Origin of the sequence: Paractinoplanes polyasparticus (assembly GCF_019710575.1) — a bacterium.
GTDB lineage: Bacteria > Actinomycetota > Actinomycetes > Mycobacteriales > Micromonosporaceae > Actinoplanes > Actinoplanes polyasparticus.
In genome coordinates this window covers 62,983-87,467 of the sequence record NZ_JAHWFK010000015.1, presented here as the reverse complement: position 1 = coordinate 87,467, position 24,485 = coordinate 62,983, and the positions used below count along the sequence as shown (strand labels likewise).

At 71.3% G+C, this 24,485-nt stretch carries 27 protein-coding genes; 16 read left to right on the top strand and 11 right to left on the bottom strand.

The genetic code is table 11. The features are described from left to right. Positions 1 to 4 precede the first annotated feature (4 nt). Positions 5 to 2,086: an AfsR/SARP family transcriptional regulator gene (locus KXC43_RS17920; RefSeq protein ID WP_255644278.1), complete on the top strand. Its 2,082-nt coding sequence runs from the start codon at positions 5 to 7 to the stop codon at positions 2,084 to 2,086. Here the strand turns inward: KXC43_RS17920 and KXC43_RS17915 are convergent. Beyond that, the gene (locus KXC43_RS17915; protein ID WP_221377209.1) at positions 2,061 to 2,633 is read right to left on the bottom strand and encodes an NADPH-dependent FMN reductase; all 573 of its coding nucleotides are present in this window, start codon (positions 2,631 to 2,633) and stop codon (positions 2,061 to 2,063) included. The genes KXC43_RS17920 and KXC43_RS17915 overlap by 26 nt on opposite strands. Positions 2,634 to 2,759: 126 nt before the next feature. Here KXC43_RS17915 and KXC43_RS17910 point away from each other — a divergent pair, with 126 nt between their 5' ends. Genes KXC43_RS17910 through KXC43_RS17895 form a run of 4 tightly spaced genes read left to right on the top strand, consistent with a single transcriptional unit; the run spans position 2,760 to position 7,929 of the window. Then, a complete protein-coding gene (locus tag KXC43_RS17910) occupies positions 2,760 to 3,698 on the top strand; it encodes a phosphotransferase family protein (RefSeq protein ID WP_221377208.1) in 939 nt (312 codons plus the stop codon). 24 nt (positions 3,699 to 3,722) lie between these two features. Beyond that, a complete protein-coding gene (locus KXC43_RS17905; RefSeq protein ID WP_221377207.1) occupies positions 3,723 to 6,668 on the top strand; it encodes an alpha-mannosidase in 2,946 nt (981 codons plus the stop codon). 11 nt (positions 6,669 to 6,679) lie between these two features. Then, positions 6,680 to 7,177 carry an LURP-one-related/scramblase family protein gene (locus KXC43_RS17900; protein WP_221377206.1) on the top strand — a complete coding sequence of 166 codons (498 nt, stop codon included), beginning with the start codon at positions 6,680 to 6,682 and terminating at the stop codon, positions 7,175 to 7,177. Next, entirely contained in the window at positions 7,174 to 7,929 is a 756-nt protein-coding gene (locus tag KXC43_RS17895) for a sulfite exporter TauE/SafE family protein (protein ID WP_221377205.1), read from the top strand. The genes KXC43_RS17900 and KXC43_RS17895 overlap by 4 nt, the downstream gene beginning before the upstream one ends. Before the next feature lie 17 nt (positions 7,930 to 7,946). Here KXC43_RS17895 and KXC43_RS52355 read toward each other — a convergent pair whose 3' ends face one another. The 3 genes from KXC43_RS52355 to KXC43_RS52750 all read right to left on the bottom strand — a co-directional run bounded on the left by KXC43_RS52355 (position 7,947) and on the right by KXC43_RS52750 (position 10,505). Further along, positions 7,947 to 8,408 carry an ATP-binding cassette domain-containing protein gene (locus KXC43_RS52355; RefSeq protein ID WP_304522901.1) on the bottom strand — a complete coding sequence of 154 codons (462 nt, stop codon included), beginning with the start codon at positions 8,406 to 8,408 and terminating at the stop codon, positions 7,947 to 7,949. Between the two features lie 193 nt (positions 8,409 to 8,601). Beyond that, positions 8,602 to 9,597, bottom strand: a complete 996-nt coding sequence (locus KXC43_RS17885; RefSeq protein WP_221377203.1) for an ABC transporter substrate-binding protein — start codon at positions 9,595 to 9,597, stop codon at positions 8,602 to 8,604. Further along, positions 9,594 to 10,505, bottom strand: a complete 912-nt coding sequence (locus tag KXC43_RS52750; RefSeq protein ID WP_221377202.1) for a helix-turn-helix transcriptional regulator — start codon at positions 10,503 to 10,505, stop codon at positions 9,594 to 9,596. The genes KXC43_RS17885 and KXC43_RS52750 overlap by 4 nt, the downstream gene beginning before the upstream one ends. Before the next feature lie 221 nt (positions 10,506 to 10,726). Here KXC43_RS52750 and KXC43_RS52745 point away from each other — a divergent pair, with 221 nt between their 5' ends. From KXC43_RS52745 to KXC43_RS17865, 3 genes are all read left to right on the top strand, one after another. Beyond that, positions 10,727 to 11,512 carry a CAP domain-containing protein gene (locus tag KXC43_RS52745; protein WP_221377201.1) on the top strand — a complete coding sequence of 262 codons (786 nt, stop codon included), beginning with the start codon at positions 10,727 to 10,729 and terminating at the stop codon, positions 11,510 to 11,512. A 122-nt stretch (positions 11,513 to 11,634) separates the two neighbouring features. Then, the gene (locus KXC43_RS17870; protein WP_221377200.1) at positions 11,635 to 12,066 is read left to right on the top strand and encodes a deaminase; all 432 of its coding nucleotides are present in this window, start codon (positions 11,635 to 11,637) and stop codon (positions 12,064 to 12,066) included. A 56-nt stretch (positions 12,067 to 12,122) separates the two neighbouring features. Then, entirely contained in the window at positions 12,123 to 12,815 is a 693-nt protein-coding gene (locus KXC43_RS17865; RefSeq protein ID WP_221377199.1) for a hypothetical protein, read from the top strand. A gap of 149 nt (positions 12,816 to 12,964) precedes the next feature. Here the strand turns inward: KXC43_RS17865 and KXC43_RS17860 are convergent, their stop codons facing one another. After that, positions 12,965 to 13,732: an aminoglycoside phosphotransferase family protein gene (locus KXC43_RS17860; RefSeq protein ID WP_221377198.1), complete on the bottom strand. Its 768-nt coding sequence runs from the start codon at positions 13,730 to 13,732 to the stop codon at positions 12,965 to 12,967. Between the two features lie 68 nt (positions 13,733 to 13,800). Here KXC43_RS17860 and KXC43_RS17855 point away from each other — a divergent pair, with 68 nt between their 5' ends. Continuing rightward, the gene (locus tag KXC43_RS17855; protein ID WP_221377197.1) at positions 13,801 to 14,631 is read left to right on the top strand and encodes a hypothetical protein; all 831 of its coding nucleotides are present in this window, start codon (positions 13,801 to 13,803) and stop codon (positions 14,629 to 14,631) included. Here KXC43_RS17855 and KXC43_RS17850 read toward each other — a convergent pair. The 5 genes from KXC43_RS17850 to KXC43_RS17830 all read right to left on the bottom strand — a co-directional run bounded on the left by KXC43_RS17850 (position 14,624) and on the right by KXC43_RS17830 (position 19,337). Beyond that, positions 14,624 to 15,238 carry a maleylpyruvate isomerase N-terminal domain-containing protein gene (locus KXC43_RS17850; protein ID WP_221377196.1) on the bottom strand — a complete coding sequence of 205 codons (615 nt, stop codon included), beginning with the start codon at positions 15,236 to 15,238 and terminating at the stop codon, positions 14,624 to 14,626. The two genes, KXC43_RS17855 and KXC43_RS17850, sit on opposite strands and share 8 nt — an antisense overlap. Continuing rightward, positions 15,235 to 16,386, bottom strand: a complete 1,152-nt coding sequence (locus KXC43_RS17845; RefSeq protein WP_308129133.1) for an alpha/beta hydrolase-fold protein — start codon at positions 16,384 to 16,386, stop codon at positions 15,235 to 15,237. Before KXC43_RS17845 ends, KXC43_RS17850 begins: the two co-directional genes overlap by 4 nt. 82 nt (positions 16,387 to 16,468) lie before the next feature. Continuing rightward, positions 16,469 to 17,860, bottom strand: coding sequence for an NAD(P)(+) transhydrogenase (Re/Si-specific) subunit beta (locus KXC43_RS17840; RefSeq protein ID WP_221377195.1), 1,392 nt, complete (start codon positions 17,858 to 17,860; stop codon positions 16,469 to 16,471). After that, positions 17,857 to 18,141 carry an NAD(P) transhydrogenase subunit alpha part 2 gene (locus KXC43_RS17835; protein ID WP_221377194.1) on the bottom strand — a complete coding sequence of 95 codons (285 nt, stop codon included), beginning with the start codon at positions 18,139 to 18,141 and terminating at the stop codon, positions 17,857 to 17,859. Before KXC43_RS17835 ends, KXC43_RS17840 begins: the two co-directional genes overlap by 4 nt. Further along, positions 18,138 to 19,337 carry an NAD(P) transhydrogenase subunit alpha gene (locus tag KXC43_RS17830; protein ID WP_221377193.1) on the bottom strand — a complete coding sequence of 400 codons (1,200 nt, stop codon included), beginning with the start codon at positions 19,335 to 19,337 and terminating at the stop codon, positions 18,138 to 18,140. Before KXC43_RS17830 ends, KXC43_RS17835 begins: the two co-directional genes overlap by 4 nt. A gap of 65 nt (positions 19,338 to 19,402) precedes the next feature. Here KXC43_RS17830 and KXC43_RS17825 point away from each other — a divergent pair, with 65 nt between their 5' ends. Then, positions 19,403 to 20,119, top strand: a complete 717-nt coding sequence (locus KXC43_RS17825; protein ID WP_221377192.1) for an acetoacetate decarboxylase family protein — start codon at positions 19,403 to 19,405, stop codon at positions 20,117 to 20,119. Between the two features lie 292 nt (positions 20,120 to 20,411). Here the strand turns inward: KXC43_RS17825 and KXC43_RS17820 are convergent, their stop codons facing one another. Beyond that, positions 20,412 to 21,266: an aldo/keto reductase gene (locus KXC43_RS17820; RefSeq protein ID WP_221377191.1), complete on the bottom strand. Its 855-nt coding sequence runs from the start codon at positions 21,264 to 21,266 to the stop codon at positions 20,412 to 20,414. Between the two features lie 93 nt (positions 21,267 to 21,359). Between KXC43_RS17820 and KXC43_RS17815 the strand changes: the two genes are divergently transcribed. The 6 genes from KXC43_RS17815 to KXC43_RS17790 all read left to right on the top strand — a co-directional run bounded on the left by KXC43_RS17815 (position 21,360) and on the right by KXC43_RS17790 (position 24,369). Next, positions 21,360 to 21,944: a TetR/AcrR family transcriptional regulator gene (locus KXC43_RS17815; protein ID WP_308129132.1), complete on the top strand. Its 585-nt coding sequence runs from the start codon at positions 21,360 to 21,362 to the stop codon at positions 21,942 to 21,944. A 41-nt stretch (positions 21,945 to 21,985) separates the two neighbouring features. Continuing rightward, entirely contained in the window at positions 21,986 to 22,420 is a 435-nt protein-coding gene (locus KXC43_RS17810) for a hypothetical protein (protein ID WP_221377190.1), read from the top strand. A 77-nt stretch (positions 22,421 to 22,497) separates the two neighbouring features. Beyond that, positions 22,498 to 22,884 (top strand): VOC family protein, encoded by a 387-nt coding sequence (locus KXC43_RS17805; RefSeq protein WP_221377189.1) that lies wholly within the window; start codon positions 22,498 to 22,500, stop codon positions 22,882 to 22,884. A gap of 56 nt (positions 22,885 to 22,940) precedes the next feature. Further along, positions 22,941 to 23,105 (top strand): hypothetical protein, encoded by a 165-nt coding sequence (locus tag KXC43_RS17800; RefSeq protein ID WP_221377188.1) that lies wholly within the window; start codon positions 22,941 to 22,943, stop codon positions 23,103 to 23,105. 122 nt (positions 23,106 to 23,227) lie between these two features. Then, positions 23,228 to 23,824, top strand: coding sequence for a permease-like cell division protein FtsX (locus KXC43_RS17795; protein ID WP_221377187.1), 597 nt, complete (start codon positions 23,228 to 23,230; stop codon positions 23,822 to 23,824). Then, complete coding sequence (locus KXC43_RS17790; RefSeq protein ID WP_221377186.1) at positions 23,821 to 24,369, top strand: SigE family RNA polymerase sigma factor; 549 nt, start codon at positions 23,821 to 23,823, stop codon at positions 24,367 to 24,369. The genes KXC43_RS17795 and KXC43_RS17790 overlap by 4 nt, the downstream gene beginning before the upstream one ends. Positions 24,370 to 24,485 lie beyond the last annotated feature (116 nt).

Genomic DNA, 24,485 nt, shown 5'->3' with positions numbered 1-24,485 from the left:
CTGGATGAGCGAGTTGTACGGTGGCCGGGTGGCGGTGCGGTTCGGGGTGCTGGGGCCGGTTACGGCATGGCGTGCCACCGGCGAGCTCGTCCCGCTCAAGGGCCCGATGCACCGGGCCGTGCTGGCCCGCCTGATCGTCGCGCGCGGTCGCGTCGTGCCGGTCGGTCATCTGGTCGATGATCTGTGGGTCGCGCCGCCCGAGGGTGCGATTCCCGCCGTACGAACCTTTGTCGCGGCGCTGCGCCGCGCGCTCGAGCCCGATCGCCGCCCCCGCACTCCCCCGGCGCTGCTGGTAACCGAGGGCCCCGGATACGCCCTGACCCTCGCGCCCGACGCGGTGGACGCCTGGTGTTTCGAGCAGGCGCTGGCCACCCCGGCCGCGCTGTCCGAGGCCCTGAGCTGGTGGCGCGGCCCGGCCTACGCCGACTTCCCCTCAGCCCCATGGGCTCGGGCCGAGCGCGCCCGCCTGGCCGAATTGCGCCTGCACGCCGTCGAGCTGTTGGCCGAGGCCCGCCCGCCGGCCGAGGCCGTGCCCGACCTGGAAGCCCATGTCACCGAACACCCGTGGCGCGAGGAGGGGTGGCGGCTGCTGGCGCTGGCCCTTTACCGGACTGGCCGACAGGGCGACGCCCTCGCGGTGCTGCGCCGCGCCCGCGAGCAACTGATCGACCGGCTCGGCCTCGACCCCGGCCCGGCGCTGCGCGAGCTGGAGACGAGCATCCTGCGGCAGGACGTCTCGATGACGCCGGCCCTGATGCAGGCCGAGCCGCCGGCCTCGGTGCAGGCTGGGCCGTCGTCCCCCATCCGGGCCCAGGCGGTGGCCTCGATCCAGGCCGATCAGACAGGCTCGATCCAGGCCGAGCAGACACGCTCGATCCAGGCCGAGCAGACACGCTCGATCCAGGCCAAGCCGGGAGCCTCGGTCCAGGCCGAGCAAACACGCTCGATCCAGGCCGACCAGGCTGGCTTGATCCAGGCCGAGCAGACAGGCTCGATCTGGGCTGAGGCGGCGGCAGACTACGAGCGAACGGTCAGCGCCCGCGCTCGGCTGGGCTCGACCGTGGGTCTGCTGCGCAACCTGGCGGTCACCGGAGGCGGGGGCGGGCTGGAGGCGGCCGGGCGGCACCGCCTGGCCACGATCGCCGCCGCGGAGGAACTGGGCGATCCGGCGCTGACCGCCCGGGTGATCGGCGCGTACGACGTCCCGGCGATCTGGACCCGCTCCGACGACCCGGAACGGGCGGCGCTCATCGTGGCGGCGGCACGTCGCACCCTGCCGTTCGCCACGGGTGCGGCGCGGGCTCGCCTGCTGGCCACGATCGCCGTCGAGTCTCGGGGCGTTCCCGACCGCGAACCCGCGGAGGGGGCGGTCGCCCTGGCTCGGCGGCTGGACGACCCGGCCCTGCTGGCGTTCGCCCTGAACGCCCTTTACATGCAGACCTTCCACCGGTGCGGCCTGGCACCGGTTCGCGACGAGATCGGCGCCGAGCTGATCGCCCTGTCGGCGCGGCACAACCTGCCGACATACGAGGTTCTGGGTCACCTGATCCGCGTGCAGTCCCGATCGGCCCGGGCCGACTTCGCCACCGCCGACGCTCACGCCCGTGCCGCCGATCGCCTGGCCGCCGACCACGAGCTGCCGCTGGTGGGAGTCTTCACCGAGTGGTACCGCGCGATGCGCCAGTCGACCGCCGCCGCCTACCGGGTCGCCGCAGCCCACCTCACCGGCGCCGGCATGCCCGGCCTCGAACACGGGCTGCTCGCCCTGGCCCTGCTGTGCCTGGGGAAACCCGACCACACGCTCGATTACGGACCGTACCGGCCGTGGGCGCGGCCGCATGTCCTGCTGGCCCAGGGCCGTACCGGAGAGGCCCGGGACGCGCTTCGCATCGTCCCGGACCCACCGGCCGACCTGCTCGCCGAGGCACTGTGGTGCCTGACCGCTCGCGCGGCTGAGGCGCTCGGCGAGCCAGAGACAGCCGCACGAGCCCGGGACGCACTCCTCCCGGCCGCCGGTCAGATCGCGGCGGGCAGCGGCGTGCTGAGTGCCGGCCCGGTGCCTACTTCGCGTCGCGCAGGGGCTTGAGGGCGGTGGAGACCTTGGCCAGCTCGTTGAGCACGGCGGTGGCGGCCGTCGTCATGATCTCGGTGGGCCGGAGCTCGCCCTCCTGCACCAGGCTGTGCACGAACGGGATGTTCACCGACTCGGGGATCATGAAAAGCTTCAGCGCGTACGCGGAACTCTGCAGCTGCAGGGCCGACCGCGTGCCCGCCGAGACGCCGCCGTAGCTGACCACGCTGGCGGCCTTGTAGTTCCACTCGGCGTGCAGGTAGTCGAGGGCGTTCTTGAAAGCGGCGCCCAGCCCGTAGTTGTATTCCGGGATCACGAAGACGATGGCGTCAGCCGCGGCGACCTTCTCGCTCCAGCGCTTGGTGTGGTCGTACTGGTAGTTCCGCAGGCGTGGGTGGTGCGGCTCGTCGAGCAGCGGCAGGTTCTCGTCGGCCAGGTCGGCCACGCTCACCTGGAACCCGCCGTGCGCCTTGGCCGCGTCGACGAACCAGTCGGCGACCTTCGGGCCGACCCGTCCGGGCCGCGTGCTCCCGACAACCACCAGCAGATTGAGCTCACTCACGACGCGTTCCCTCTTCCTCGACCACCGTTTACTTGCGTTCGCAACAATATCGGTGCGCCCCTGTTCCGGCCTCGGCAAGTCGGATACATCACACCCCTATATAGATCTGTCATTCATGCTGACCGCATGTCGTTGACGTGGCTGGACGAGCCGGCGGTGGATGCGTTACGTGTGGCGCTGCGCAAGGTGGCGCCGGAGCTGGCCGACGGCACGATCGTCCCTCGAGGTTTGGAGCCGAGCGACGATCCGCAGTGGTGTGCGGCCAGTGCCGTAGTCGATGGCCGGTTCGTCGTGAAGTTCGCCTGGGCCGAACCACCCGCACGGCGGATCTGCCATCAGGCGGAGCTGTTGGACGTGCTGCGCGCGACCGCACCACAGTTGCCACTGCCTGTCGTCGTGGCAGCGTCCAGCGATCCGGCGCTGCTCATTACGCAGCGAGCCGCAGCGATGCCGTTCTTCGACGTACGGCACCTGATCACGCCGGCTGCTCGCCCGACGGTCGCGGGTGATCTTGCTGCGGCCCTGGTTCGCCTGCACGATCCCGATGTGCTGACGGCAGCGTCCGAGGCCATGGGCCCTCTGCCCAGGCCGATGGCGCACGCCTCGACGAATGACATCCGTGCCCGCTTCGGCGCGCTGATCCGTTCCGATCAGCGCGACCGGGTGCTGTCCTGGTGCGACTGGGCCGACCTTGCCCTTGCGGCGCCCGGCCGGACCGTTCTGGTGCACGGCGACTTCCACGGCGACAACCACCTCTGGGACCGCGAGTCGTTGCGGCTGCGTCTTGTCGTCGATTGGGAGACCGCGGGTACCGGCGAGCCAGAGTTCGACCTGCGGTGCCTGCCCGGGGATTGCGGTATGGAGCTGTTCACCGCGACGGTGGCCGCGTACGAGCGGATGTCCGGCACGACGTTGGACATGGACCGGATCATGGCTTGGCACCTGCGCACAGTTCTGGGAGACGCGTTGTGGCGGGCCGAGGCCGGGGTCGCGCTGCCGGACCGTCGCACGCCGGCGCAATGGGTCGATGATCTGGACGCCCGCTTCACTGCGCTGGCGCGGTGACGGGCGACGGCTGAGGATGTTGTGGTGCATACGAATCCGGCTCACGTCGCCGCTCGGCTCGAAAGGGTTGTGCGGGAGCGTCTTCAACCCCGGCTCCACGAACCCGTCGGCGATGTCGAGGTGGCGGCCTGGCGGGTCGGCGGGGACGGCGAGCCCGTACCGCCCGCGCAAGCCCTCGGCGCCACCTATGAGCCACTCGCGGTGGGCGCGACGTGGGGGCCACGGTGGGGTACGACCTGGTTGCGGGTCGAGGGGCAGGCGCCCGCGAGCGAGCGGCCGGTGGAGCTCGTGCTTGATCCGGGGTGGTCCGGGCGCTTCGTCGGTGGGCAGGGCGAGGCGCTCGTGTATCGGGCTGACGGCGTACCGCTGAAGGCCCTTCACCCCCGCAACGGCTGGTTCCGGCTGACCGGGCCGGGCGCGGCCGAGGGTGTCGTCGCGGCGGACGGCCGCTTCACCGTGTACGTCGAGGCGGCGGCCAATCCGCTGGTGCTCGATTTTCCCCCGTTCGGCGAGACGACGTACGGCGAGAAGCCCGGCCCGGACGAGCCCGAGCCCTACCGGCTGATTTCCGCGAAGCTGTGCGCGTTCGACGCCGAGGTGTTCGAGCTGCTGCGCGACCTCGAGGCCACCGGCGACCTGATGCCGCAGCTCAGTCCGGACGAGCCGCGCTACTGGAAGATCCTGCGCGCCGTCGAGGCGGCCCTGGACGCCGGCTCCGACGCCGAGGCGCGGGAGGCGCTGGCCGAGGCGCTCTCGCAACCGGCGAACGCCAGCGCGCACCGGATGACGGCGGTCGGGCACGCGCACATCGACTCGGCGTGGCTGTGGCCGCTGCGCGAGACGCGGCGCAAGGTGGCGCGGACGCTCGCCAACGTCCTCACGCTGATGGAGACCGAGCCGGGACTGGTGTACGCGATGTCGTCCGCCCAGCAGTACGCCTGGGTGCAGGAGGACCATCCCGAGCTGTTCGAGCGTGTGCGGCAGCGTGTCGCGGAGGGGCGCATCGTTCCGGTCGGCGGCATGTGGGTCGAGTCGGACGCGGTGATGCCGGGCGGCGAGTCGCTCGTGCGGCAGATCAGCTTCGGCAAGCGGTACTTCGCCGAGACGTTCGGGCACGAGTCGGAGGTGGTGTGGCTGCCGGACAGCTTCGGCTATTCGGGGGCGTGGCCACAGATCGCGCGCCGGGCCGGGTACCGGTGGTTTCTCACGCAGAAACTGTCGTGGAACGACACCACCGTCTTCCCGCACCACACGTTCGCGTGGGAGGGCATCGACGGCAGCCGCATCCTCACGCATTTTCCGCCGGCTGACACGTACTCGGCCGAGGTGACCGCGGGCGAGTTGCGGCACGCGGTGAGCAACTTCCGCGACAAGGTTGTCTCGGACCACTCGCTGCTGCTGTTCGGCTATGGCGACGGGGGCGGCGGCCCGACCCGCGAGATGGTGGCCCGCGCGCACCGCTTCCGCGATCTGGAAGGCGCGGCCCGGGTCGAACTGGGAGCGCCCGAGCGGTTCTTCGCGACCGCCGAGGCCGAGCTGGGCGACAACGCGCCGGTGTGGGCCGGCGAGCTGTATCTCGAGCTGCACCGGGGCACGCTGACCTCCCAGATCGCGATGAAGCAGGGCAACCGGCGGGCCGAGGCTCTGCTGCGCACGGTCGAATATCTGAGAGCGGTCTCCGCCGTACGCGATGACGTGCCGTACCCCCACGCCGAGCTCGACGAGGCGTGGCGAACCGTGCTGCTGCACCAGTTCCACGACATCCTGCCCGGCTCGTCGATCTCGTGGGTGCACCGCGAGGCCCGTGACACATACGCCCGCCTCGAGAAGCAATTGCGGGCGCTCGTCGAAGGCCCCGGCGACCCCGGCCGGATCGTGGGCTGGCAGGTCGTGCGCGACGCGAACAGGGTGGCGCCGACCAAGGCTGTCGCTATGAGCGAAGCAGATCGGTTTGTGAGCGACCGGGACGGAACTGAGCTGAGCGTGGATGTCGCTTTGGACAACGGGATTCTGCGCGCTTCGCTCGATGCGAACGGAAACGTGCAATCGCTCGTCGACCTGCGCGACGGACGGGAGATCGCGGCCGGGCCGCTCGGTGGGCTGCGCCTGTTCCGCGACGAGCCGGTGCAGTGGGACGCCTGGGATGTCGACCGGCACGTGCTGCGACGCCCGGTGCCGCTCGACCTCGCCGGCGTGGAGGTCACCGGTGACGCGATTGTCGTGACACACCGGCGCGGGGCTTCGACGTTTGTCACGACGTACGCGATGGAAGTGGGCCGGCCGCGGCTGGAGATCACCGTCGACGTCGACTGGCAGGAGCGGGAGCACCTGCTCAAGCTGTCGTTGCCGGTGGCTGTGCACAGCTTGCGGGCGCGCTACGAGACGCAGTACGGCTCGATCGAGCGGCCCACCCACGAGAACACGCTGGCCGACGAGGCCCAGTACGAGGTCTGTTCGCACCGCTGGGTGCACGTCGCCGAACCCGGGCTCGGCGTCGGGGTGATCAACGATTCGACGTACGGGTGTGACGTGCGCCGGATTCCCGGAGGCACTGACATCCGGCCGACGTTGCTGCGCGCGCCCCGCTACCCCGACCCGCACACCGACCGCGGCCGGCACACGCTGCGCTTCGCCGTGGTGGCCGGCGACGAGACGCAGACCCGAAAAGAGGCCGACGACCTCAACGCGCCGCGCCTGGACGCGCTCGCCGGCATCGAACCGTTGGTGACCCTCGACGTCGCATCGGGCGCGGCGGTCATCGACTGGGTCAAGCTGGCCGACGACCGGAGCGGTGACGTGATCGTCCGCCTTTACGAGACGCGCGGCGGGCGCGCCGTCGCCCGGCTGAAGCCCAGCTTCCCGGCCACTGTCGCCGAGACCGACCTGCTGGAGCGGGATCCCGTGCCCGTCGATCGGCTCGTCCTCGGCCCGTTCCAGATCACCACGCTGCGACTGGTCCGCGAATCATGAAGAATCGGCCCATGTATGTCATCCGGGAACGGTTCTTCTCGATCGGCGACGACTTCGACGTGCTGGACGAGCACGGCGCCAAGGTCTTCCACGTCGACGGCAAGGTGCTGAGCGTCCGCGACAAAGTGGTGATCGAGGATCCGTCCGGGCAGGAGGTCGCCTCGCTGCACCGGCATCTCGTGTCACTGCGGCCGACGTACGAGATCCGGATCGGCGGTGAGAAGGCGGCCGAGGTCCGCAAGAAGCTGTTCACGCCGTTCCGCGAGAAGTTCACCATCGACGTGCCGGGGCCCGACGACCTGGAGATGAAGGGTGACCTGCTCGACCACGAGTACGTGATCGAGCGCGGTGGCGAACAGGTGGCCGCCGTCTCCAAGCGCTGGCTGACGATCCGCGACACGTACGCCGTCCAGGTCGCCGCCGGCATCGAGCCGTTGCTCGTCATCGGCAGCGTGCTCGCCCTCGACCTGGCCCTGGACCGCGAGCGCGACAAGAACGACGACAATTGACCCTCGGCGAGATCCTCGCCCTGCTGGGCGGCGGCCTGACCGCCGGCGCGGTCAACTCGATCGCCGGCGGCGGGTCGCTCATCACCTTCCCGCTGCTGGTCGCCCTCGGGCTGCCCGGCGTGGCGGCCAACGTGAGCAACGCGCTGTCGGTGGCCCCCGGCTACGCGGCCGGCGCCGTCGGCAGCCGTCCCGACCTCGCCGGCCAGGGCCGCCGCATCCTGTCGATCACCCCCACGATCGTCGTCGGCGCGCTGGGCGGCAGTTCCCTGCTGCTGTTCACCCCGCGCGGCGTCTTCGACGTGGTGGTGCCGTTTCTGCTGCTGCTGGCGGCCGCGATGATGGCCTTCCAGGGCCGGCTGCGGGCGCTGGCCGGCCACCCGCGCGACAAGTCGCCGCGGGCCGTGACCGTGCAGGTGCAGTTCGCGGTGTTCCTGTGCGGGCTGTACGGCGGCTACTTCAACGCCGCGATGGGCCTGCTGCTGATCGCGGCGCTGAGCCTGGTGCTCGACGAGCCGCTCCGCCGGATCGGCGCCCTCAAGAACGTCTTCTCCGCGGTCGTGGGCGTCACCACGGTGCTGACCTACAGCGTCTTCGGTCCGGTGAACTGGGCCGTGGTCGGCGTCCTGGCCCCGGCCACCGTGATCGGCGGCTTCGCCGGGGCCAAGGTCGCCCGCCACCTGCCCGCCGAGGTACTGCGCTGGACCATCGTCGTCTTCGCCGTCACCGTTGCCGTGGTCCTGTTCGTCACGTGACCCGGCAGCGCGAAGGGTCAGTCGGCAACGGTGAGGTCCACCCGGAGCCGGTCGTAGAGAGCTTGGTAGTCGGCTCGAGCCGGTAGCGCTCGCTGATCGCGGGGACGTCCGTAGGGCACTTCCAGGTCGGTCCGGACACCGCCGTCGGCGAGCGTGATCACCCGGTCGGCGAGCACGAGCGCCTCGGTGAGGTCGTGGGTCACGAACAGGACGGTCTTGCGGCGCGCCTCACCGGCCCAGATGTCGAGCACCAGGTCGCGGACGGATGAGCGTGTGAGGGCGTCCAGAGCGGCGAACGGTTCGTCCATCAGCAGCAGCTCGGGGTCCGGCGCCAGGGTCCGGGCCAGGGCCACCCGCTGACGCATGCCCTGCGACAGCTGGGACGGGTACTTGTCGGCGGCTGCGGAGAGTCGCAGCGCTGACGGTCGACCACAGGTTCGGCCAGAGCACGCCCGAACTGTGCAACCGCAGCCCGGCATCCCAGACGGCACGCGGGCTCGGCAGCAGGACGCGGCCGGCCAGGTCGAGCTGGTACGCGAGTTGCCAGAGCCCCACCACGACGGGCGGCACGGCGACGCGCCACAGCCACACGCGCAGCCGTCCGCGACACGCGGAAGCATCAGCCGGTCCGATCCCGCCCATCCCGCCACCCCCGGTCGGCGAGCGCCTCGATCAGGCCGTCGAGCAGCCGTCGACCACATGCTCGGAGAAGTCCGGCGCGGTGGCGCCGGCAGCGAATTTCGCCTGATGATTCCAGTTCTCCTCGGTGAGCGGGGGGATGTTCGCGACCGGAGTCCCGTACTTCTCCCACAGGTTCCGGACCGGGCCGGGATCCGATCCGAGGCCGAGCCAGGCGAACGCCCGCGGCCCCGCGTCCGGCTCCTGCTCGAGGGCCCGGAATCCCTCATTGAGCGCGTGGCAGAACTTCAGCACCGTGTCGGGATGCTCATCGGCCCAGTCGCAGTTCGCGACGGCGACCGACTGCCAGAACGCGCCCAGCGGCGTGTCCGGGCCGGCCAGGTCGACCAGCTTGTCATAGCCGGCGCCTCCGGCCCCGAGGTTCACCTCGAGCTGCGGGTAGGACATCGCCGCGTCCACCTTGCCCGAAGCGAAGGTCGACGCGGCGGCGGCGCCGGCGCCGATCGCCACCCACGTGACGTCGGTGTCCGGGTCGAGGCCGGCGTCCGCCAGCAACGACCGGAGCACGAGCTCCTGGGCGGCGCCGCGAACGGGGACACCCACCGACCGTCCGCGCAGCTGGGTAAGGGTTTGCGGGTAGGGCCGCGTGGTGTCGAGGCCGAGGCCGGGCTGGGCGATCACGCTGTAGGCCGCGCCCTGGGTCGGGCGGAGCACCCGGGCGCAGGCGCCGTTCGCGATGGCTCCGTAGAGTTGCGCCGGACCGAGGTTGGCCACGTCGAAATCCCCGCTCACCACTCCTTGCAGCAGCACCGTTCCGGACGTCGCCCAGGTGGGCGAGAACGTCAGCCCCTGTTGCGCGTACAAGCCCTGCAACTCGGCCACGGCGTATCCGGTGGTGCTCTGGTCCCGGACGCCTCCGTAGGAAACAGCGGTGGCGGCATCGGAACCGCCACACCCGGCGATCGACGGCAGGGTGATGAGCATCAGGAGCACAACGATCCGGCGTACGCCCGGCATGATTCCCCTCACGCGGCCGGGCCCATGCTCGGCAGGGCGCCCTTGAGGCCGCGCCGCAAGCTGATCCCCAACTTGGTGAACACCTTGCGCAGATGCCACTCCACCGTCCGCGCGCTGAGATAGAGCTCCCCCGCGATCTCGGTGTTGGTACGACCGTCCCGGGCCAGGCGCGCGATGTGCAACTCCTGAGGCGTCAGCTCGGCCCGGCTGCCCGCCTGCCGGCGACGTACGTGTTCGCCGGTCGCCAGCAGCTCGAGGCGGGCCCGCTCGGCGAAGCCGTCGGCCGACATCGCCGCGAACATGTCATGGGCTGTGCGCAGGTGTTCCCGGGCCTCGCCGCGACGGTTCTCACGGCGCAGCCATTCCCCGTACAGCAGCTCGGCCCGGGCCAGCTCGCCCCGGACCCGAGCCCGGCCCAGCTGCTCGATCGCCTCCCGGAAGAACCCGTCTGCCTCATCGCCGTCGCTGAGCAGGGCCCGCGAGCGTGCCGCGATGCCCCGGCCCCACCCGTGCTGCCCGGGGTTCGCGGTGGACTCTAACTCGGCCAGTGCGGCGGCGGCCACGTCCCGTTCCCCGCAGCGAACCGCCGCCTCGATGCGCTCGGGCAGCATCCAGGTGGAGATGAGCAGCGCCGGCGCCTTCGGGTCGGCGGGACGGGCCGCCGCCATCGCCTCCGGGTACCGTCCCACGCTGTTGTTCAGGATCGCGGTGCACCACCGTGCGTGGTCCACGCCGAGCCCTTCCCCGCGGCTGATCGAGTCGTCCGTGTCCGCCGCAATGAAGGCGGACGCGTTCGCCGTCTGTCCCTGATAGGCGGCGAGCAGCATGGCTCCGTACGGCGCGATCCTGGTTCCCGTCGCCTCCTTGACCGCGTCGTGCTCGGCGGTCAGCCGGGCCGCTGTCTCGAGTCGCCGCGCCACGTGGCGACCATGGCCAGTCCGTTCAGCGGACTGGGCGGCAACCGTTCCCGGCCTTCTCGGAAGGTTTGTTCCAGGCCCTCCGCTACCTGGACACCCAGCTCACCCGACGGGCCCACCGTTAAAGCCCGCTGAGCGGATCTTTAAGGGTTCCTTAGGATCGGCCGGGCTCGGTACGGATGTGGATAGTTTGATCCGCCGTCCCCCATCCGAGGAGATTCACCGTGCCCGCGCATGCCGCCCGCCGTTTCCGCCCTGTCCTGACAGCCGCCCTCGCGGTCGGGGTGATCGGTGTCAGCTTCGCCGGCATCGCCGTGGCACGGTCCTCATCCGACGACGGCGGGGCCCGCCTGACCGCGACAGCGCCCCTCGACGCGCCGCCCGCCGACGCCTCGACCGGGTCGAGCCTCGGCACGGAGCCGGCCGCCGATCCGCTGCCGACGGCGTCTCCGGGCACAGCGAGCCCGTCGCCGAGCCGAGCCACGCCCAGCGCCAAGCCCACCACGGCCCGGCCGACCAGCACCGCCACCAGGCGCCCGGCCAAGACGAAGACGAAGGCGCCGACGAAGACCGAGGCCCCGGCACCGACCCGGACGACCCAGCGCCCCGCCTCCGGCGGCAGCACGTCCACGGTCACCGAGGTGATCCGCCTGGTCAACGTGGAGCGCAAGGCGGCCGGATGCGGCTCCCTGGCCGGCGAGTCGCGGCTGCACCGGGCGGCACAGAAGCACTCCGAACGGCAGGCCGACCAGGACTCCATGTCGCACCAGCTGCCCGGTGAGGCCTCGATGGGCGACCGCGTCACCGCCGAGGGATACCGGTGGGGCGGCGTCGCCGAGAACGTCGCGGCCGGCTACCGCACCCCGGCCGACGTCATGGACGGCTGGATGAACAGCCCCGGCCACAAGGCCAACATCCTGAACTGCGGTTACAAGCACATCGGCGTCGGCCTGGCCAAGTCCGGCAAGGGCACCCAGTACTGGACGCAGAACTTCGCTTCGCCGCTCTGACCGGGCGCCGACCGTGCGGGCCGCCACCGCGGCCGATCGAGCGTGGGCTATCGCGTAAGTTGCGAGCTGGTGCGGCTCGCCTGAGCGGCCGCACGTCCGGTAGGCACGCCGATGGGAACCGCATGGATGACGACCGCTGGATGAGCCGCGCGGTGGAGCTGGCTCATCGGTCGCCGCGCTCGTCGACGGCGTTCGCGGTGGGGGCCGTCATCGTCGGCGCCGACGGCGACGAGATCGCGTGCGGCTGGTCGCGCGATGTCGACCCGATGGTCCACGCCGAGGAGTCCGCGCTGCTCAGGGCGGGCACGGGGCTGCGGCAGGCGACGCTCTACAGCAGCCTGGAACCGTGCTCCAAGCGCGCCAGCCGACCCGGCGCCACCTGCACGAGCCTGATCATCGCGGCCGGCATCCCCCGCGTGGTGCTGGCCTGGCGCGAGCCGGACCTGTTCGTGACCTGCGAGGGCGTGGCCTTGCTGACCGCGGCCGGCATCGAGGTCGTCGAGCTGCCGGCCTTCGCGGAACAGGCACGCGCCGCCAACGCCCACCTGCTCTGAGAACTCCGGAATCAATCGGGTGCATCGGTATGACGACCCAAGGGCGGAAGGCAGTCATGCGGAAGCGTTTCCTGATATCGGCCACGGCGCTGGGAGTGATCCTCGTGGTGGTCGCCGCGGTGACGGTGAACCGTCGCTCGGACAGCGACATACCCACGGCCGCGCCGCAGCAGAGCACGACCGCCGGCTATCCGATCATCTGGCCGCGGGCTCTGGTGGGCGGGAAGACCGGACCGGGGCCGGCGAACGATGATCCGGGACCGACCGCCCAGCAGTTCCTCAACGAACTCGGCATCGCGACGTCCGACTTGTCCTTCTCGGTCGAGCAGGACAGCGGGGGCGAGGCACGGCTGGTCGAGGTCACGACCCGGAACGGGAGCGTGCTCGGCACGGTGAGCCTGCGTCGGGACGATGGCGGCGGGGCGTGGGGCGTGCAGGCAATGCAGTCGCCGCGCATCACCGTGCGCAACCCCGAGCCGAACGGTGCGGTCAACCCGCCGCTGTCGGTCAACTTCCGGACCGATACCGACGGCACAGCGCGGGTACGCCTGCTGGACGCCCGCAACTCCGAGGAGTTGACCAGCTGGTCGGAGCGGATCGACGCGGACGAGGACTGGCAGGCGAACGCCAACTTCACGAGGGACGCGAACCCGTTCCGCGGGTACCTGGTGCTGACCATGCAGGACGGCGACGGACGGTTCACCGGTGTCGTCGTGATGCCGCTGACTATCGGGATCGGGGGAACCTGAGCCTCGATCCACCGATTGAAGGTCGGCTCGGCAGGACCCGGCGGCCTACGAGCAGCGTGCTCGCCGATCTGGCCCGGGCCGGCACCGCGGTGCGCACCCGCCGCACTTCCGCGGCGCCGACGGTGCTGCGGGCTGCCGAGCTCGGCGGCTCAAGCCAGATGCCGCTCCAGCGTCCGGCGCTCGGCCAGGACGTAGTCGGCGTCGGTCAGATACTGACGGTGGTGGCCCTCGGCCAGGTGGGAGGCGAACGCCTTGTTGCCGGCTTCGGCCCCGGTGCGCATCAGGGACACCAGCGCGTGCAGGCGGGCGGCGACCTCGGGGATGAGGGTGGCCCGGGTGGGAGCGTCCAAGCCGTACGCGTCACAGAACAACCCCAGGCGGGTCGCCTGCTCCGTCGTGGTGCCGAAGCCGTCGGCGTTGGTGGGGGCGGTCAGGGGCACCCAGCGGTAGACCGCGTACGCCACGTCCCACCGGCGGGGCCCGGGGTGGGCGAAGTCGAAGTCGAACATGCCGGTCACCTCGGCGCCGGTCAGGACGCAGTTGTGCGGGGCGTAGTCGGCGTGGCAGATGACCTCGACCGGGTGCCGGGCGGGGACCTGCCAGCCGTCGCGCGGGGCCGACCCGGCGAACCCGGCCGTCGCGTCGTGGTAGGCCCGGAGCAGCGTCGCCGCGGTGGTCAGGGCCGTCCGGGAGGCCGCGGCCGGAGTGGCCGGATAGTTCGACACGTCGCCGGGCAGGTACGACAGGTATTCGAAACCGTCGGCGGGCTCAGCGACCACACGCGGGGCGCCGGTGAAACCCTCGGCCTCGAGGTGGCGCAGCAGCGCGTGCACGTTCGGGGACCACGGACCGGTCGGGCGGCGCACGGTGTCACCGAGGCGGACGACCTCGTTGATGCCGCCGGGAAGGATCTCCACCCCGGTCACTGTACGGCTCTGGCCGATTGGCGACAGTCCCGGCGCGGCGGGCGGCACAGACTGGCGGCATGGGGCTTCCGCCGCTCGCGCTGGGGCTGGTGCTCTCGTCCGCGCTTCTGCATGCACTGTGGAACGTGCTGCTGGCGGGAGCGGCGGCTGACAAGGGCGCCGGGGCGGGCAGGGGCTTCGACGTCACCATCGCCAGTAACGCGTACGGGTTCCTCGCATGGACGCCGCTCGCCCTCGCCCGGTGGCGGGTGGAGGACGCGGCCTGGGGCTACCTGGCCCTCTCGGCCTGCTTCTCGGTCACCTATTCCCTGTTGCTCAACGTGGCCTACGCCCGCGCCCCGGTGCATGCCGCCTATCCGATCGCGCGCGGTCTGGCCCCCGTACTGCTGCTGCTTCTGACCCTGCCGACCGGCGGCTTTCACGCCGGGGCGGCGCTGGGCGTCCTGGTCATCAGCGGCGGGATCTTCCTGACCGCGGCCGGGGCGGACCGGCGGTCGGTGCTGGCGGCGGCGCCGGTCGCGGTCTCGCTGACCTGCTACACGTACGTGGCCTCGCTGGGTCTGCGGCATGCCGACCCGGCCACCTACTTCTGGCTGACGATGGCGCCGCTCGTTGTCGTGACCTCCCTGGCCCGGCCGGGAGCCATCCGGTCCCGCTTCCAGCCGGCGCCCCTGGTGATCGGCCTCGGCTCGTTCGCGGCCCACGGGCTGGCCCTGGCCGCGATCTCGCTGGTCTCCGCGGCCCAGGTCGCGGCCGTCGCCGCCCTGCGCGAGACCGGCATCCTCTTCGTGATCGCCCTCACCTGGTTCACGGCCCGCAAGCCGATCAGAACGGCCGCGCTCGGAGCCGGAGTCATCTTCGCGGGCGTCGTCATTCTGGCGGTCACCTGAGGACGGGGAAGACCTCGGCGCCGGTACGGCCGGTGGCAGCCTCGATGAGGTCGACCGGGTCGGCCATGGCGGTCAGCACGGACGCCGTGAGCGCGAGTCCGCCGGGCGGCGCCGACGGCCGTACGCCCAAAGCCCGCTGCAGGTCGAGCAGGTGCACGGTCGCCTCGAGGATGCCGATGCTCAGCACCTCGTCGAGCCGCAGCCGGGCCAGGCCGAGGTAGTCGACCACCACGTCGCCGAGAGCGCGCGCCTCGTCGAGCGCCTGCGGCCCGACCTCGGCGCACGCCGCGATCATCTGCTCCGTCGTGTGCTTCCGGCCGTCGTCCACCGCCTTGTCGGCGGTCGACTGCCGCATCCGCGTGGCCAACCCGTCGGGCGCGTTGAAGTCGAGCAACAGCGCCGCCGCCGTCGGATGGGTCGGTGGCGTCTCACGCTCCTGGGTCACGATGTACGCCAGCCAGCGCGGCCACGCCGAGGCATGGGCGAACAGGGCGCGGACGTCCCACGGGGGCAGCCGGGTCGGCGTGGCCCACTGCTTTGCGGTGAGCGCCTCGCCCTGCGCCGCCCAGGCCTGCCACAGCGACCCGAGCGTGTCGGCCCGGTTCATGACGCGTGGACGCCGGCCACCGCGATCAGGCCGTCGGCGAAGGTGCGCCGCCAGTTCACGTAGTCGTGCCCGCCGGTGTACTCGGCGTACGAGACCGAGTAGCCCCGCCGGCGCAGCGCGTCCCGCATGGACCGGTTGACGTCGATCTGGCTCGGGCCCCCGCCGGGCGCGGAGACGGTCTCGAGGATGCCGACGTCCAGATAGAACCGGATGTCGGCCGGCGGCCGCTGATCCACCTCGCGGATCAGGCCGCCCGGGTTGTCGCTCGGCCACCAGAAACTGCCCGACTGCGCGATGACCGCGCCGAAGCAGTCGGGCGAGCGGAGCGCTATCCCAGCCGCGGCGAGGCCGCCCCGGGACACCCCGGCGATGACGTTGGCCCGGCCGTCGGCCCCGGCGCCCAGCTCGGCGCGCGCCCACGGCAGCAGCTCGTCGGTGATGAAACGGGCGTGCTCGGAGCCGGGGGTCAGCTCGGCGTCGCGGGTGGCCGCGTAGTTGCTGACGAACAGGGCGACGACGGGTGGGATCTCGCCCGCCGCGATCAGGTTGTCGAGGATGGTGGGGATGCGCTGGACGGTCCGCGAGATCCAGCCGTCGAAGACGACCAGCACCGGCAGGCCCTCGGTCGGGACGCCGGCGGGCCGGTAGACCGCGACCGGCGGCGACAGCGGCGCGTCGACGATCGTCCCCGCCGGCACGCCGGGGCGCGGTTCGAGCCACGGCTCGCCGGGGGCGTCGGGCAGCGACAGCAGCGACAGCCAGGCGTCGGGGTCGTCCGGGTCGCCGGGCTCGCCCGGGAAGAACTCCCGATGCGGGTTGAGGACGTCGATGTGACTCCGGCCCCGCCCGCGGTCGTCGCTCGGCAGGCCCTTCTCGCCGTCGTGCGTGATGCAGTAGATGGTGCGCAGGTCGGCGGGCAGCACCCGGGTCGCGTACCAGAGATCCGTGCCGGGCATCTGCTCGAGTTCGACGTCGAGCCCCCACCACACCCGTGTGCTGCGGGCCGGCCCCCGCCACAGGAACGTGACCAGGCGGGAATCGTCGCGCCAGGGCTCGACCAGCGGGGTGCCGGCCGCCGTCACCCGCTGCCAGAACTCGTCGAGCGAGGCAGGGTCGTCGAGCAACGCGTCGATTTGCGGACTCTGCACGGGGGCACTCCCGAGAAAGGCGGAGGGTGAGCGATCCGCCACTGAGAGTTCCAACACGATCTATCGATGTCAAGGAAACGATCTATTTCGCGTACGCCGAGAGCCCGGCCAGCAACGCGCCGAGCCCCGCCTTGGCGTCCGCGAACAGCATCGCCGTACGCGGATCACCGTAGAGCTCATTGTCGATGCCGGCGTAGCCGTGGCCCAGCGAGCGCTTGATGACGATCACGCTCTTGGCCCGGTCGACGTCCAGGATGGGCATGCCCGACACCGGGTTGCCGGGCCGCCGCGCCGCCGGGTTGGTCACGTCGTTGGCCCCGATGACCAGCGCCACGTCCGTACGCGGGAAGCCGGGGTTGCTCTCCTCGAGATCGGCCAGCTGCTCGTAGGGCGCGTTGGCCTCGGCCAGCAGCACGTTCATGTGGCCCGGCATGCGCCCGGCGACCGGGTGGATCGCGTACGACACCTCGACCCCCCGCTCGGTCAGCGCCTGCGCGAGGGCGACGGCCTCGTGCTGCGCCTGAGCCGCCGCGAGTCCGTAGCCCGGCACGATGACGACCCTTCCGGCGTACGCGAGTTGGATGGCCGCGTCGTCGGCGGTGATCTCGCGTACGGACGACGAGCCGGACCCCGCCGCCACCGCGACCGCGTCGCCCGTGCCGTAACCGCCCGCGATGATCGCGCCGATCGGCCGGTTCATCGCGTCGGCCATCAGCTTGGTCAGGATCGCCCCGGCCGCGCCGACCAGCGCGCCCGCGATGATCAGCGGGGTGCTGCCGAGCACGAACCCGGCCATCGCCACCGCCGTGCCCGTGCACGCGTTGAGCAGCGAGATCACCACCGGCATGTCGGCCCCGCCGATGGGCAGCGTCAGCAGCACACCGGCGGCCAACGCGGCGGCGGCCGCTCCCCACAGCGCCGGCGCCCCGCCGTCGAACCCGACGACCAGCACCGCCATGACCGCGGCGACGACCGCGAGGCCGAACGAGATCAACCGGCCGTAGCGAACGACGATGGGCCGCCCCGGCACGCGCCCGGCCAGTTTGCCCGAGGCGATCAGCGAGCCGCTGAAGGTGAGCGCGCCGATCAGGACGTCTAGCACGCCGGTCACTTCGGCCTGGGTGGACGCCGGGTGCTCGCCGAGCGCGATCAGCGCCGCGGCGCCGCCGCCGACCGCATTGAACAGCGACACCAGCTGTGGCATGGCGGTCATCCGCACCCGGCGGGCCGCGACCAGCCCGGCCACCGCGCCGCCGGCCGTGCCGAGGCCGAGTGCCCAGGCCGCGTACGCGTTGATTCGCCCGCCCTCGGCCAGCACCACGACCGTGGTCACGATGGCCAGGCCCATGCCGGCCGCCGACACCTGGTTGCCGCGCCGGGCCGTGGCGGGCGCGTTCATCAGGTGCAGGCCGATCACGAAGGCTGTGGCGCAGGCCAAGTAGACCAGGTGGACGATCGTGTCGAAGGCGCTCACGACCGGCTCCGGAACATGGCGAGCATGCGGTCGGTGACGACGTAGCCGCCGGCCACGTTCATGGCGGCGAAGAAGGCGGCCACGGTCAGCAGCGCGTAGCCGGCCGGGGTCGAGATGGTGGCGGCCAGCAGCATGACGCCGACCAGCACCACCCCGTGGATGGCGTTGGCCCCGGACATCAGCGGCGTGTGCAGGGTGGCCGGCACCTTGCTGATCACCTCGAAGCCGACGAGCAGTCCGAGCGTGAAGACGGTCAGGTCGGCCAGCAGCAGCGGGCTCATCGGGTCTCCTTCTTCTGAACGTCGCTCTCTTGGAAGTCGCGCTCATGAACGCCGCGCACTTGAGCGTCGCGCTCATCAACGCCGCCCACTTGGACGTCGCGCAGGCGGGGGTGCACGACCTCGCCGTCGTGCGTGACCAGCACCGCTGCGAGGACCTCGTCGGTGCTGTCGCTGGGCAGACGGCCGTCGGGCAGGAGACTGCCGAGAAGGGCCACGACATTTCGCGCGTACGCGGTGGAAGCCGCCACCGGCACGGTCGAGGCCAGATTGGGCGCGCCGATCACCGTGACGCCGTGGTCGGTCACGGCCCGGGTGTCGGCCGCCGCCCCGGCCACATTGCCGCCGAGGTCGATCACCACCGAGCCCGGCTTCATCGCGGCCAGGGCCTCGTCGGAGACCAGCAACGGCGAGCGGCCGCCCGGCACCTTCGCGGTCGTGATCACCACGTCGAACCGGGGCACGGCCGCGGTCAGCGCCGACAGCTGCCGCGCCGCCTCGTCGTCGCCGAGCTGCCGGGCGTACCCGTCGTCGGTGTTCTGGCCGCTGCCGAGCTCGAGCACGGCGGCGCCGGTGGAGGCGATGTCGGCCCGGGCTGCCTCGCGGACGTCGTACCCGGTGACCTGCGCCCCCAGCCGCCGCGCGGTCGCCAGGGCCTGCAGCCCGGCGACGCCCGCGCCCAGCACGAGCACCTGGGCCGGCCGCGTCGTGCCGGCCGCCGTGACCAGCATGGGGAAGAACCCGCCGTACGCCTCGGCGGCCAGCAGCGCGGCCTTGTAACCGGCCACATTGGCCTGAGAGGTGAGCGCGTCCATCGGCTGGGCCCGGCTCAGCGTGCGCGGCAGCAGGTCGAGGCTGATCGCGGTGACTCCCTGGTCGGCCAGCATCTCGGCCAGCGCGGGGTCGCCGAGCGGATCGAGCAACCCGATCAGGATGCGGCCGGGCGGGACCGCGGCCACATCGTCGGGCGGCCGCACGACCAGCAGCACCTCGCTCTCGTCGTACACCTGTTGTCTCGACCCGATCTCGGCGCCCGCCTCGGCGTACGCCCGGTCGTCGAACCAGGCCGGGCGGCCCGCGCCCGTCTCGACCAGCACCCGGAACTCGCCGCCGCGCCGCAGGCGGGCGACGCCGTCCGGGGTCAGCGCCACGCGGCGTTCGCGGCCGGCGGTCTCGCGCAGGACTCCCACTGTCGTCATCGACATACCGAAGCCCTACCACTTCAGGCTCGGCCCGGCCACCCGCCGGACGGTAGGGTCGCCGCATGGCGGAACGGATCGGCGACGGTGTGTGGACCCTGCAGGGCGAGAAAGTCACCCTCCCGGTGCAGATCACGTCGGCCCGGTTCACCGCCGCCGTCTTCACGACCCGGTCCGAACAGGCCCGTTCGGTGCTGGCCGGCACCCCGCTGCGCCCGTTCTCGGTGTTCGGCCGCGCCATCACCATGATCATGTGCATCCACTACGACGAGTTCGCCCTCAAGTCGTACGACGAGGTGGGCGTGGGCCTGCTCGTGCGCGGCCCGTCCGGCCCGCCCGGCCTGCACCTGGTCGACCTGCCGGTCACGGGCGCCTTCACCCGCGAGGCCGGCCAGAACTTCTGGGCCCTGCCGAAGTGGTTGATGGACGCCGACCTGCGCTTCTCGAAGATGGAGACCGACGTCGTGGTGCGCGACCGCGTCACCGAGGTCGTGCGCGCGTCCTTCCGCCACGGCCGGGTGCGGCTGCCGTTCGCCGTGCAGGCCGCGTTGCCGGCCTGGTCCTATCTCGACCATGGTGCCCAGGCCGGGCGCCTGCTGCGCGGCCAGGTGCCGATGCAGCTGTCGGGGGCGCGTCTGGGGCGGGGCGCTTTCCGCGTACGCCTGGACGACGATCACCCGATGGCCACCCGCATGAAGGCCCTCGGCATGACCCGCAAGCCGTTCCTGACCGTCCACGCCGACCGCCTCCACGGCCCGCTCGGCGAGTTCACCGAGGTCTGACCGCCCGCCGCCCGCCTGCCGTGATGCTGCGCGGGTCCTCATCCGCCGCCCACCCGCCGCAACACGGCACGGGGTCCTCGCCCGCCCCTGTTCGCCGCAACAGGGCACGGGCTCCTCACGCGCCGCCTGCTCGCAGCAACGCGGCGCGAGATACCCATCCGCCCGCCGCAACGCGACGCGAGGCCTTCACGCACAACCCGCCCGCCGTAACGCGGCGCGCATCCTCACGCGGCGCGCATCCTCACGCGGCGCGCATCCTCACGCGGCGCGCATCCTCACGCGGCGCGCATCTTCATGCCAATGCGTCCAGTGCCTCCGTGGCTTCGCGGTCGAGTTCGATGCGGGTGACGGCGACGTTGTCGGCCAGGTGGCCGAGGTCGCGGGTGCCCGGGATCAGCAGCGTGGCCGGGCTGTGCCCGAGCAGCCAGGCCAGCCCCACCTGAGCCGGGGTGATGCCGAGGCGCTCCGCCTGAGCGACGACCACCGGGTGCGCGGTGACGCTGGGGATGCGGTCGAAGGCCGATCCCAGCGGGAAGTACGGCACCCAGGCGATGCCCCGTGCGGCGCACTCGACAAGCACGTCCTCGTGCTCGCGGGTGAGCACATTGTAGAGATTCTGCACGCAGACGATGCCGGCCGGAAGCGCCTGCCGCAGTTGGTCCAGGCTGACATGGCTCAACCCGATCCCGCCAATTTTGCCCTCGTCGCGCAGCGCAATCAGCTCGGCCAGCTGGCTGTCGAGGTCGACGGACTGATCACCGGAAGCGATGATTCCCGGCGACACGTCGGCCCGGCGCAGATTGACGACAGCGACCTGATCGACGCCCAGGGTGCGCAGGTTCTGCTCGACCGCGGCCCGCAGCTCGGCCGGCTTCTGGGCGGCGGCCAGCCGCTCGGTCGGATGGATGACCGCCCCGACCTTGGTGGCGATCCGCAGTCCCTCGCCATACGGGTGCAGGGCCTCCCGGATCAGCTCGTTGACCGTGCCCGGCCCGTAGAACTGGGCTGTGTCGAGGTGGTCGACGCCGAGCTCGACCGCCCGGCGCAGAATCGTGACGGCGTCGCCCCGGTCGGCGTGTTCCAGTTGCATGGCGCCGTAACCGACGCGCAGCACGTCGTACTGGCCGAGCTTCCCGCGCATGCTCATGATGACCCCCTAGGATGGCCGCAAGCGGAACCGATTCCGCTTACCTCGACCCGACCATAACAGAAGCGGAATCGATTCCGCTTCACTCCAGGGGTGGTGATTCCGGTTTCCGACACCGAGCGGCGTCCCGGCGCGCGCAAAGACGCCCGGCGCAACCGCGAGCGCATCATCGAGGCAGCGACGCGCGCCTTCACCACGGGCCCCGACCCCGTGAAGATCGAGACCATCGCGCACGAGGCCGGCGTCGGCGTCGGCACGCTCTACCGGAACTTCCCCTCACGGGAAGCTCTGGTCGAAGAGGTCTACCGCAGCGAACTGACCCGCCTCTCCGCCCTGGCCCCGACGCTGCTGGCCGACCATTCCCCACCCGAGGCGCTGCGCGAATGGATGCGCCGCTACCAGGAGTTCGTAGCCACCAAGCACGGCATGGCCGAAGCCCTGCGAGCCGTAATAGCCAGCGGCGCCATCACCTCCGGCAACACCCGCGAACACCTGAACGGCGCCATCGCCACCCTCCTCGAGGCCGGCCGAGCCGACGGCACCCTGCGCACCGACATCCACCCACCCGACGTCTCGGCCAGCATGGCCGGCATCATGCTCGCCGCCGCCGACGTCGACCAGGCCTCCCGCATGCTCCAGCTCCTCGTCGACGGCCTGCTGGCCCGAGATTCGCCCTGACGCCTTGCGTTACCCGAACTCGTCCGGAAAGGGCGCACGGCATGGAAGATTATCGATCATCACTACTGGAGTACGCTCGGGAATCATTCAAGTTCATCGAACCTCTCGCAGGACGAGCGGCGATCGTGGACGACAGACCGTGGCGCAGCGTCCTCATCTACGTCATTGGATCGACCACCGTCGAGGTGGAACTCGACTGGTGGGATCAGGGTGCCCTTGTGCTGCCGGGCCGGACCGTGAACGGCAAGCGGCCGCCCGGCTACTACCGGCATGACGGCCGGCGGATGCGCGTGATCTTGACGCTCGCACTGGACGACGGGGATGCGCAGGACCGGGCGACAGCCGCGAGATTGCGCAGCATCACCCGGCAACGAGGCGCAGCGGCGATCCGGCCGCAGATTGACGTGTTCGCGACGGAGCTTCGCGGTCTTGTCGATCGTCTACCGGAATTTCATGAGCGGCTGTTCGCAGACTGAAACCCGGACTCACTGCCTGCCACTGATCGCAAAGGAACGGACCGGCAGGCGAACCGAAGGCGCGTATCGTGCGGCCGATGACCACTATTTCAGTCATGGTCGCGGTGCCGGATGCCGCGGCGGCGTCGGCCTGGTATCAGCGGGCTCTAGGCGCCGTGGAGCTGTGGAACCTAGGGTCGGTGATCGGGCTGGAGATCGAGGGCGCGCCGTTCTTCCTGGCCGAGCCGGCGAAGAATCGGTGGGCCACGCCCGTTTCGGCCGGCACCACGACCGCCCGGGTCGAGGTCTTCGTCGACAATCCGGATCAGTTCGCCGAGCGGGCGGCCGCGGCGGGGGCGGAGTATCACGATCCGGTGCGGAATCACGCCATGCCGTGGGGCCCGCATCGGCAGGGCGGGTTCTTCGACCCCTTCGGGCACCTCTGGCTCGTCGGTGACACGTCACCGCTGCAACGTCATCCATGACCGGCCGCGGATTGCTCGCCACCGCGGGCTTCGCCGGTCCTTATTGACAATTGCCGATGGGATGGAAACGCCGGGTCGCCGAGGTCGCCGGCACCGCCAGCGTCCCGGCCATGACCGATGACGGGCCGGCGCAGGAATTGATCGACATGACGGACGAGCGCCGGTCCGAGGTCGGGCTCGACCCCTTCCACGGACACGTCAGCCGGCATGCCCCCGCCTGATCGGTGGTCCGGGACGCGTTTTGCGAGCGCTGGTCCGTGCGCGCGGCAACGATGTGACCGGATCGGGAGGCTGACCGGTCCTATCTGCTGAAGGACTGATCGGGTGGACGGGAGAGCGGGCTGTGGATCTGCGGGAGCACTTCGAGCGGGCGGTCGACGACGATCCGGGGGCTGATCCGGCGGTGATGGCGCACGCGGCCATCGCGCGGGGCGGGCAGGTGCGACGGCGGCGCCGGCAGGTGGCGGGGGCGGCCGGGGGCGTCCTGGCTGTGCTGGGAATCGTGGCGGGGCTGAACCTGCCGTCCCAGGCGGAGCCGGCGGTGACCGTCGCGGCGGCCATGCGGCCTCCGGCTGCGCCGTCGTGCTCGGTCGATCCGGTGCAGAGGGACGCCACCGACGTGGCCATCTTCCTGAAGTCGGACACGAGCGGCCCGCAGCAGGCGGCATTGGCGTCGGCTCTCGGCAACGATCCGCGGGTCGGCACCGTCGTCTTCGAGAGCCGATCATCGGCGTACGAGAAATTCCGGCGGCTGTGGGCGGACAATCCGGATTTCGTAGACGCGGTCAGCCCCAAGGACCTGCCCGAGTCGTTCCGCGTACGCCTGGTGGACGCCGCACAATTCACGGCCCTCCAGTCCGACTACGCCGCGATGGACGGCGTGCAGGACATCGTCGGTCGCATCTGCTTGGTCGGCGCAGCGATCGGGGGCGTCCAGTGACGGACACCGTGACGGCGTCCCGACCGGCGGAACAGCAGTCGACCAGAACAACCCGGGATCGGGAGTTCACGGCTTTTGTGGAGTCGGCGGCCACCCGCCTGCGGCGCAGCGCGTACCTGATGTGCCGGGACTGGCACCTCGCCCAGGATCTGACCCAGCAGACCTTCACCAAGATGTACGTGGTCTGGAACCGGATCCGCACAGGCACGAACCTGGACGCCTACAGCCGCCGGGTGCTGATGAACCTGGTGTTCGACCAGCAGAAGCGACGCAGCGGCTCCGAGATCGTGCTGGCCGAGATGCCCGACCAGCCGGACGGAGCTGACGGCGGCGGCGCCCCCGACCTGCACCTCACCTTGGTCGACGCGCTCGCCCAGCTGACCGTCGACGACCGGGCCGTACTGGTGCTGCGCCACGCCGAGGACCACAGCGTCGACACCGTGGCCTCGATCCTGGGCATCTCAGTCTCAGCGGCAAAAATGCGGGACACCCGCGCGCTGTCCCGCCTGCGCTCCCTGCTAGGCGACGACTTCCTGAACCACTGACTGCGCGGTGCCCGCTCAGCTCGCTCAGTTCGCCCGGCTCGCTCGGTCCGCCCGGCTCGCTCAGTCCGCCCGGCTCGCTCAGTCCGCCCGGCTCGCTCAGTCCGCCCGGCTCGCTC

Excerpts from the sequence above, each read along its gene's own strand:
- KXC43_RS17870 (WP_221377200.1), top strand. The coding sequence starts at position 11,635 with ATGGATGACGACCGCTGGATGAGCCGCGCGGTGGAGCTGGCTCATCGG.
- KXC43_RS17800 (WP_221377188.1), top strand. The coding sequence starts at position 22,941 with ATGGGATGGAAACGCCGGGTCGCCGAGGTCGCCGGCACCGCCAGCGTC.
- KXC43_RS52355 (WP_304522901.1), bottom strand. The coding sequence starts at position 8,408 with ATGCCGGGCTGCGGTTGCACAGTTCGGGCGTGCTCTGGCCGAACCTGT.
- KXC43_RS17855 (WP_221377197.1), top strand. The coding sequence starts at position 13,801 with ATGGGGCTTCCGCCGCTCGCGCTGGGGCTGGTGCTCTCGTCCGCGCTT.
- KXC43_RS17920 (WP_255644278.1), top strand. The coding sequence starts at position 5 with ATGAGCGAGTTGTACGGTGGCCGGGTGGCGGTGCGGTTCGGGGTGCTG.
- KXC43_RS17820 (WP_221377191.1), bottom strand. The coding sequence starts at position 21,266 with ATGAGCATGCGCGGGAAGCTCGGCCAGTACGACGTGCTGCGCGTCGGT.
- KXC43_RS17810 (WP_221377190.1), top strand. The coding sequence starts at position 21,986 with ATGGAAGATTATCGATCATCACTACTGGAGTACGCTCGGGAATCATTC.
- KXC43_RS17830 (WP_221377193.1), bottom strand. The coding sequence starts at position 19,337 with ATGACGACAGTGGGAGTCCTGCGCGAGACCGCCGGCCGCGAACGCCGC.
- KXC43_RS17900 (WP_221377206.1), top strand. The coding sequence starts at position 6,680 with ATGTATGTCATCCGGGAACGGTTCTTCTCGATCGGCGACGACTTCGAC.
- KXC43_RS17805 (WP_221377189.1), top strand. The coding sequence starts at position 22,498 with ATGACCACTATTTCAGTCATGGTCGCGGTGCCGGATGCCGCGGCGGCG.
- KXC43_RS17865 (WP_221377199.1), top strand. The coding sequence starts at position 12,123 with ATGCGGAAGCGTTTCCTGATATCGGCCACGGCGCTGGGAGTGATCCTC.
- KXC43_RS17910 (WP_221377208.1), top strand. The coding sequence starts at position 2,760 with ATGTCGTTGACGTGGCTGGACGAGCCGGCGGTGGATGCGTTACGTGTG.
- KXC43_RS17835 (WP_221377194.1), bottom strand. The coding sequence starts at position 18,141 with ATGAGCCCGCTGCTGCTGGCCGACCTGACCGTCTTCACGCTCGGACTG.
- KXC43_RS17850 (WP_221377196.1), bottom strand. The coding sequence starts at position 15,238 with ATGAACCGGGCCGACACGCTCGGGTCGCTGTGGCAGGCCTGGGCGGCG.
- KXC43_RS17825 (WP_221377192.1), top strand. The coding sequence starts at position 19,403 with ATGGCGGAACGGATCGGCGACGGTGTGTGGACCCTGCAGGGCGAGAAA.